The organism is Streptomyces sp. NPDC054932 (assembly GCF_053610205.1).
The window spans coordinates 36147-43966 of sequence record NZ_JBSGXU010000053.1 but is presented as its reverse complement, the minus strand read 5'-3'; the positions used below and the strand labels follow the sequence as shown (position 1 = coordinate 43966).

The window sequence follows — 7820 nt, the reverse complement described above, 5'->3', positions numbered from 1 at the left end:
CTCGGCTGATCCACCGGCCGTCCGCCGCCCTGCCCTGCAGCAGGGCGGGGGACGGCCGTCCCCCTTCTTCCTTCCGGCCGACCGGGCCTCCCGTCGGGGCCCCGGCGGCAGATGAGACCGAGAGACCGCCTCAGTGATGAAGCGCAGCACCGCCCTGACCACCGCCCTGCTCACCGGAGCCACCGCCGCCTTCGGACTGGCGGATACACCCCTCGCCGTTGCGGCGCCTCAGCCTGCTCCTCCACTGGTACGGATCATGCCGCTCGGCGACTCCATCACCGCCGGCGAGGGCAGCGAAGGCCGCGCGGGCTACCGCGCCCCCCTCTGGGACCGCATCACCGAACAGAGCGGCTACACCCCCGACTTCGTCGGGTCCGGCTCCTTCGGCAACACCGCGGACCCGGACAACGAGGGCCACAGCGGCTGGACCGTGGGGGGCATACGCGACAACATCGACCGCTGGCAGGCCGCCGCCGCACCCGACGTCGTCCTCCTCCACCTCGGCATCAACGACCTCAAGCACTACCACGCGGACCCCTCGACCGCCGCGGCCGACCTGGCCTCGCTCATCGACCGCATACAGGCGAACCGGCCCGGCACCACCGTCATCGTCCAGGGGCTCCTCCCCGACACCGACGGCCAGTTCGCACGCACGGGCACCTTCAACACCGACCTGCGCACCGCCGTGGCCACCCGCGCCGAGGCCGGCCGGCATCTGCGCTACGTCGAACCCCCGCGCCTGTCCCTGCCCGCCGAGCTGCCCGACGGGCTCCACCCCAGCGACGCCGGCTATCGCAAGATGGCCGCCGCCTTCCACGAGGGGCTCAAGGCCGCCGTGGCCGACGGCTGGGTGAGGCCCGCCGACGCCCCGCGGGCCGGCACCGAGTCGGGCGGGACGGGACGCGTCCGCTGGGCCGACTTCGACGGCGACGGACGTACGGACCAGCTCACCATCGCCGACTCCGGAGAGGTCCGGGCCCGCCTCAACCGCGGCGGCGCGGGCGTCGGCAGCTGGCAGGAGACCGGCCGCATCGCCACCGGTGTCACCACCGACCGCACCCGGGTCCGGTTGGCGGACTTCGACGGGGACGGGCGCGCCGACTACCTCTACATCGCCCCGGACGGCGGTGTCACCGCCTACCTCAACCGCGGCGGCGACATCAGCGGCCCCGCCGGCTGGCAGCACCTCGGCAAGGTCGCCTGGGGCACCACCCGGGCCCACGAGCAGGTCCGCTTCGCCGACTTCGACGGCGACGGCCGCACCGACTACGCGACCATCGCCGACAGCGGGGCCGTGAACGTCCACCTCAACCGCGGCGGCGACCCGGCCGGTGCGGGTGGCTGGGTCGGCATCGGGCAGGTCGCGACGGGCACCACCACCGACCGTACCCGGGTGCGCCTGGCGGACTTCGACGGCGACGGCCGGGCCGACTACTGGACCGTCAACTCCAGTGGCAGTGTGACGACTTATGTCAACCGCGGCGGCGACGGCCACGGCGGCTGGCGCTACGCCGGCCAGACCGCCACCGGTGTGACCACCGACCACACCCGGGTGCAGCTCGCCGACGTCACCGCCGACACGCACGCCGACTACCTCTTCCAGAAGGACGACGGCGGCACCGCCCTGTACGCCTTCAACGGCGGCGACCCCGCCCCGGCCGGCTGGAATTACCTCGGGGTGATCCCCCACACCTCATGAGCACCCACCCGCATCCAGCCCTGCTGGGAGCAGGCCCACACCACCAGAAGGGACAACCACGCATGCTGCACAAGCTGACCACCCTCGCGGCAGCAGCGGCTCCCGCGGCAGCCGCCACGACGCCCGCACCGCCGGTGCTGCGCGTCATGCCCCTGGGCGACTCCATCACCGACGGGTACCTCACCTCCTCCTACGCCGGGTACCGGCTGCCGCTGTGGCAGAAGTCCCAGACGCACTCGCGCTTACGTGTCGACTTCGTCGGATCCCGGCAGTCGTGCTCGGCACCGGACTCGGACAACGAGGCCCACGGCGCCACCATGATCAACGGCTTCCGCGGCAAGGCCCCCGAATGGGTACGCCGCGCCGAGCCGGACGTCGTGCTCCTCCACCACGGCGTCAACGACCACGACCGCGGCACCGACAAGGCCAACGCGCCGGCCCGGCTGGCGGCGGTGGCCGACGAGATCCTCGCCGCGCGCCCGGGGGTCACCGTCGTGGTGATGGGCCTCATCCCGACCTCCAGCTTTGGGCGGCGCCTGGAGGCAGCCCTCCTCCCGGGGGCGCTCCGCCTCTGTGGCGAGCAGGTCGACCAGGCGGCGGAGCGAGTGCAGTGCGCGATCGTCGGCCGGAACTCCAGCTCACCGTCCGACGGTTCCAGAAGCCTGCTCGTGTCTGGCGAGCAGACGGGTGACGTCCCGCTCCAGCTCTCTTCACGCAAGATCAGCAGAGCCGAGCTCGGTCTGCTGCCGGCTGGGTCGGCCTGAGCAGCAGAGCGAGTACCAGACTCGGCGATCGCTGCGTTGCGCAGGACCCGGGCGGCCTGCGCGGGCTTGAGCGGATCCGGGATCGGAAGGGACAGGGCCGCGCCGGGCGGCTGGCCGACGGCGATGGCTAGGGGGTGGGGAGGAAATCGGCGACCAGGACGGCGAATTCCTCGGGGTCGAGGATGCGGATGCCCAGTTCCTCGGCCTTGGTGCGCTTGGAGCCGGCCTTCTCGCCCGCCACCACGAGGGTGGTGCGCTTGGACACCGACGACGATGCCTTGCCGCCGGCCCGCTCGATCAGCTCGTTCATCTCGTTCCGGGACAACACCGCAAGGGGGCCGGTCATGGAGCCGGTTACCACGACGGCCTCTCCGGCCAGCGGGCCGTCCGCCGAGTCCTCGCCGTCGTTCGCGTCGTTCGCGTCGGTCGCGGGCTTCTGCGGCTCGGTGACCTGCGTGCCGACCTGCTGGGCCTGGAGTTTGTCGAGAAGCGGGGCGAGTTCGAGGAGTTCGGCCGCAATGACGCGGGCCTTCTCGGTGCCGATGCCGTCGACCCCGGCCAGCGTGTCCGCGTCGGCGGCCCGGATCGCGGCCATCGAGCCGAAGTGCGCTGCGATCCGGCGGGACATCGTGCGCCCGGTGCCGCGGACACCGAGGGCGCAGAACACGCGGCTCAGTGCGGCCCCGCGGGCGGTCTCGATCGCGGCCAGGAGGTTGGCGGCGCTGGTCTCACCCATCCGGTCCAGATCGAGGAGCTGCTCGCGGGTCAGCGTGAACAGGTCGGCGACGTCCTTGACCAGACCGGCCTCCACCAGCTGAATCGCGCGGGTGCCGCCCAGACCTTCGATGTCGAGCTGGTCCCGGCCGGCCGCATAGATCACCGAGGCCACGGCCTGACAGCTGCGGCCGCGCACGCACCGCCACCGCTGCTCGGAGGTGTCGATCCCGTCCCCACAGCGGGGGCACGCCTCGGGGAAGACGATCGGGCTCTCGGCGCCGGTGCGCTGGTCGACCAGCGGTGCCTCGACCCGGGGGATCACGTCGCCGGCCCGGTACACGAACACCTGGTCGCCGATCATGAGCCCGCGCCGGGTGATGTCGGACGGATTGTGAAGCGTGGCGTAGGTGACCGTCACCCCGTCGATGACCACAGGCTCCAGGACAGCGCGCGGGGCGATGATCCCGGTCCGGCCGACGTTCCACTCCACCGCCAGCAGGCGCGTCACCTTGTGTTCGGCCGCCAGTTTCCGGGCCACCGCCCACCTCGGGGCGCGCGAGCCGCTGCCGGCCTGCCGCTGGTCCTCGGCCGAGTCGGCCTTGACGACGACACCGTCGATCCCGAACGGCAGGTCGCCGCGCAGCCCGGCGATCACGTCGATGCGTTCCTGCACCTGCTCCAAGGTCTCGTATCGCATCGGGGCGGCGGCCGTGCCGGCGGCCGTGTTCGCGCCGAGCGCGGCCAGGTTCTCCAGCAGAGCGACGTGGCCGAGGTCGTCCAGGCCGATCGCGCTGTAGGCGAAGAAGGTCAACTCGATCCGGTAGGGGCGGTCCTTGGCCCGCAGCGTGCCGGCCGCTCCGCTGCGCGGGTGCGCGAAGGGCGTGGCCGCGTGGGCGAGCCGGATCCGGTTGGCTTCCTCGAACTGCGCGGTCGTCAGCAGCACCTCGCCGCGCAACTCGACGTCGATCGGCTCGGTGAGTACCGGCGGCAGACCGAGGACGGCGTCGGCGGCGTGGGTGATGTCCTCGCCGGCCAGGCCGTCGCCGCGGGTGAGGACCTGGACGAGCCGACCGCCCCGGTACCGGGCGGCCACTGCGAGGCCGTCGAGCTTCGGCTCCACACACCACCCGGCCACAGGGTGCCCGAGACGCCGTTCCAGCCCTGCGGCCCACTCGGCGAGCTCGTCGGCGTCGAAGACGTTGTCGAGGGAGAGCATCGGCACCGAGTGCGGCACATCGCCCTGAACAGCCCCGCCCGCCACCTTCCCGGTCGGCGACTCGGCAAGCGCCTCGTCCGGGTGGGCCTCCTCGTAGGCCGCGATGGCGCGCAGCAGCCCGTCGTACTCGTCGTCACCGAGCGGTGTGGTCCCGTCGCCGTAGTACGCGGCCGACGCCGCCAAGGCGGTGGTCACGGCCTCCACGTAGGCGGCAGGAGAGAGCAGGGCACTGTTTTCGGTCATGAAGGTCATCATCGTGCCCAGCACTGACAACGTCGCCGCCCGACCCCGGCTTGCCGCGGCACGCAACCGTTCCAGCCGTGCGGGGCACCGGGCGGGAACGGCAACGGCGTGCTGATCAGCACCGCCCTCGAAGTCGATCGCCCGGACCGAAAGCGGGTCTCGACGGGTCTCACAGACACACAGACGCACCTCGTGACCTGCGGAGATGCGGCTCGTTCCGACATGTGGCCCGATTCCTGCCGGATGGCCTGAAGGGGCTATTGTCCCCCGGTCACGGACGGCAATCGGCTCGTCTGCCAACCCAAGGGAACCGACATGACTGATCTGAACTCGCTGCGGGCAAGCCTTGCGTCAGGTGAGCACGAGTTCGCCGACACCCTGGCCTTCATCACCGCGCATTACGAATACCAGCCGCAGGCGTTCCGCAATGGGGAAGCCGAAAATGCCGCAGGTGAGAACGAGGGTTCCTGCAAGACGCTGGGACTGGCGCTGTTGGAAGGGCTGAGCGACCAGGAGGCGCTGCTGGCATTCGGTGAGCACTACCGCAGCGTGCTGGCGACGCCGAACGACACTGATCACGGCAACATTCGCAACCTCATGGCCCATGGCCTGGCAGGGGTGAGCTTCGCCGGGCAACCGCTGGCCCGCAAGAGCTGAACAGCGAAACCCGGGCGAACACCATAGCGGCCGAGCGTGTTCCGGCTACGGTCACGGGCGGGGCCCGGAGCCAGTGCAAGTGGTTCCGGGCCCCTGCTTTACGTGGGTCAGTACGGGTCAGACGGTTTGCGCGGACGGTGCGCGGAGGGCGAGGTCCTGGACCGCTGCAGTGGTCCTCCGGATGGGCCCGCACGGCACTCACCTGGCTCGGGCCGGTGCGACGCTGGAAGGTGAGACCCAGGGCGTGGAGGTCTGGGTGCGCCCCTTCTGGTCAGGTGCGGTCAGCTCACGACACGCTAATTTTGGGGCACCCCAGCGCAGAGGAGAGCCCCGTGGGCAAGGTGGTCATGTACGGCTCGGTGTCGGTGGACGGCTTCGTCGCGGACGAGAATGACCAGCCCGGACCGCTGTTCGACTGGTTGTCCAGCGGTGACGTCCCGTTGGACGAGGGCGGCGAGCTGAGAGTGTCGCAGACGTCCTACGACTACACCCGGCCGTACTGGGACCAGATCGGAGTCACGATCGTCGGCCGTCACGTCTTCGACCTGACGGACGGCTGGGACGGGAAGCCTCCGGGCGGGATCGACCACGTGGTCGTCGTGTCGCACCGGCCGATGCCCGAGGGCTGGGACCCCGAGGCGCCGTTTCACTTCGTCGACGGCGTCGAGGCAGCCGTGGCCAAGGCACAGGAGCTTGCGGGTGACCGCCTGGTCGAGGTCGCCGCCGGCGATGTCGGTGGCCAGGTGCTTGCCGCGGGCCTGATCGACGAGGTGCGCATGGACGTCGTACCCGTCCTGTTCGGGTCCGGCAAGCGCTACTTCGGGTCGGTCCGCGCGCAGCACCTGTTGGAGGATCCTGACGTGGTGATTCAGGGCGACCGGGTTCTTCACCTGCGCTATCGAGTGCGCCGTTGAACGATCACTGGTTGCCGGAGCCCCCGCGCCGGCTGCTCGGCAACGCCCTTGCCTGATCGACCGGCGCCCGCACGCCGAGTGACGGTTGCAGTCGCAGCGCTGGATCTGTTGCTGGCCCTGGGAGCGAAGCGTTCGTTGGACGGACCTGGCTTCCACGGGCCGCGCCATCGGCCACACCGCACCCCGGCACGCAATCGAATGATGGATCGTCAGAGATGGTTCACGGTGGCCGCGCTGTCCGACCAGAGCCAGTTCACGGGCGAGTACTGCTTCTTCAGCGCGGTGCGCTCGCGCCCGTAGCCCTTCAGCGCGGCCTCCACCGCCACCGGCAGGTCGTCCAGGTCCTGCGGCACTGGCACCCGCAACAGCAGGTGCTGCTTGCGGTGTGCGAGGAGCAGCTCCCCTGCGGGTGTGCACTCCAGCAGGGCGAAGTGGACGAGGGGCTTGAAGGGCTTCTCCGTAGTGGACATCCGGGCGCGCAGCACCCCGTCGGCGCTCCACGCGTACAGGCCGTAGCGGTTGAGATGGAAGGCGCGGGCGCGGTACGGGTCGGCGACGACGGTGAAGTCGAAGCCGGTGAAAGGGCTGTCCTCACGCAGGTGCAAGCCTCCCAGCCGGCCGTGCAACACCCCGCGGTCGTCGACGAGGGCGAAGCTGAACTCCTGCCCCCGGTTGGTCGAACGGTAGGTCTTCCCGAAGACCGGGACGACGAACAGGTCGTCGCCGAGTGCTGCCGGGCGGGTCATCGTGGAGTCGAGGTAGCCGTAGAGGCTGCCGCTGGTCCCGGTGAGCTCCGACAGGGCCTCGGTCAACGAAGGCGATGGCCGGTTGCCGCGCCACACCGGCTCGTCGCCGTACCGTACGTGCGCGTACGAGTCGGCGTCGCTCTGGCAGTCGGTGCGGGCGTCCAGGGTCGCGATGGCGCGCAGCAGGGGCTTGCGGCCCGGGCCGAGGGCTGTGACGGGTTCGGAGACGGCGACGATGTTGAGGTGGGCGCCGGCCCAGTTGCTGAGCCCGTACTCGGAGGTCATGCACAGCAGCCGACCTGCGGGGGTGACGGCGATCGAGGCGGCGAACGGGTCGTCGTCCCCGGCGCCCTGCTGCTTCTCCCAGCCCCAGGACATCGGCCAGGAGGCGAGGACCTCGTCCAGGTCCGGGGACAGGAGGTGGGTGCTGCCGGGCTCGGAGCTGACGGCGACCGCGCCGTCCGGGAGGACGGCCAGGGTCGTCCCGTCACGCTCCGGTATGGCCGACGGGCCGCCGCCCGGCACCGCCTGTCCGAACACGGCGGTGGCGGTGGGCTTTCCGTCGGGGCCGTGGCGGGTGATCAGCTGGTAGCCGAAATCCTGCTCGGCGGGGTCGGCCGAGCCGGCCGGATGCCCGCGGTAGCGGCGCAGGCCGGTCAGCACGTAAGTGTCGCCGGCCGCTGTCGCCACGGCGTGATCGACCCTCAATCCCCATCCGCCGGCTTCGGGGTCGAGATGGTGGACGTCCAGCAGGGACGCGGGCGTGGTGATCGGCAGCAGTGTCATACCGGCCTATCCTCTCCCCTGCCACTGACAATCGGGCGAGCGGGCCCTGGGGAGGGTGCCCGGAACTGGCCCGTACCC

Annotated in this window: 6 protein-coding genes; 4 read left to right on the top strand and 2 right to left on the bottom strand. The window is 71.0% G+C overall.

Going from position 1 to position 7820, the window contains the following annotated elements; genetic code table 11:
• Window positions 1–136 precede the first annotated feature (136 nt).
• Together ACWGE1_RS17070 and ACWGE1_RS17065 are read left to right on the top strand one after the other, a co-directional pair.
• Window positions 137–1699: an FG-GAP-like repeat-containing protein gene (locus tag ACWGE1_RS17070; RefSeq protein ID WP_453421307.1), complete on the top strand. Its 1563-nt coding sequence runs from the start codon at window positions 137–139 to the stop codon at window positions 1697–1699.
• A gap of 62 nt (window positions 1700–1761) precedes the next feature.
• Entirely contained in the window at window positions 1762–2463 is a 702-nt protein-coding gene (locus tag ACWGE1_RS17065; RefSeq protein WP_453421306.1) for a GDSL-type esterase/lipase family protein, read from the top strand.
• A gap of 127 nt (window positions 2464–2590) precedes the next feature.
• Here the strand turns inward: ACWGE1_RS17065 and ligA are convergent, their stop codons facing one another.
• Window positions 2591–4648 carry an NAD-dependent DNA ligase LigA gene (gene ligA / locus ACWGE1_RS17060; RefSeq protein ID WP_453421309.1) on the bottom strand — a complete coding sequence of 686 codons (2058 nt, stop codon included), beginning with the start codon at window positions 4646–4648 and terminating at the stop codon, window positions 2591–2593.
• Window positions 4649–4954: 306 nt separating this feature from the next.
• Between ligA and ACWGE1_RS17055 the strand changes: the two genes are divergently transcribed.
• A complete protein-coding gene (locus ACWGE1_RS17055) occupies window positions 4955–5296 on the top strand; it encodes a HopJ type III effector protein (protein WP_453421305.1) in 342 nt (113 codons plus the stop codon).
• 332 nt (window positions 5297–5628) lie between these two features.
• On the top strand, window positions 5629–6210 hold the full coding sequence (locus ACWGE1_RS17050) for a dihydrofolate reductase family protein (RefSeq protein WP_453421304.1): 582 nt from the start codon (window positions 5629–5631) through the stop codon (window positions 6208–6210).
• A 209-nt stretch (window positions 6211–6419) separates the two neighbouring features.
• Here the strand turns inward: ACWGE1_RS17050 and ACWGE1_RS17045 are convergent, their stop codons facing one another.
• Window positions 6420–7742 (bottom strand): hypothetical protein, encoded by a 1323-nt coding sequence (locus ACWGE1_RS17045; RefSeq protein WP_453421303.1) that lies wholly within the window; start codon window positions 7740–7742, stop codon window positions 6420–6422.
• Window positions 7743–7820: the final 78 nt, after the last annotated feature.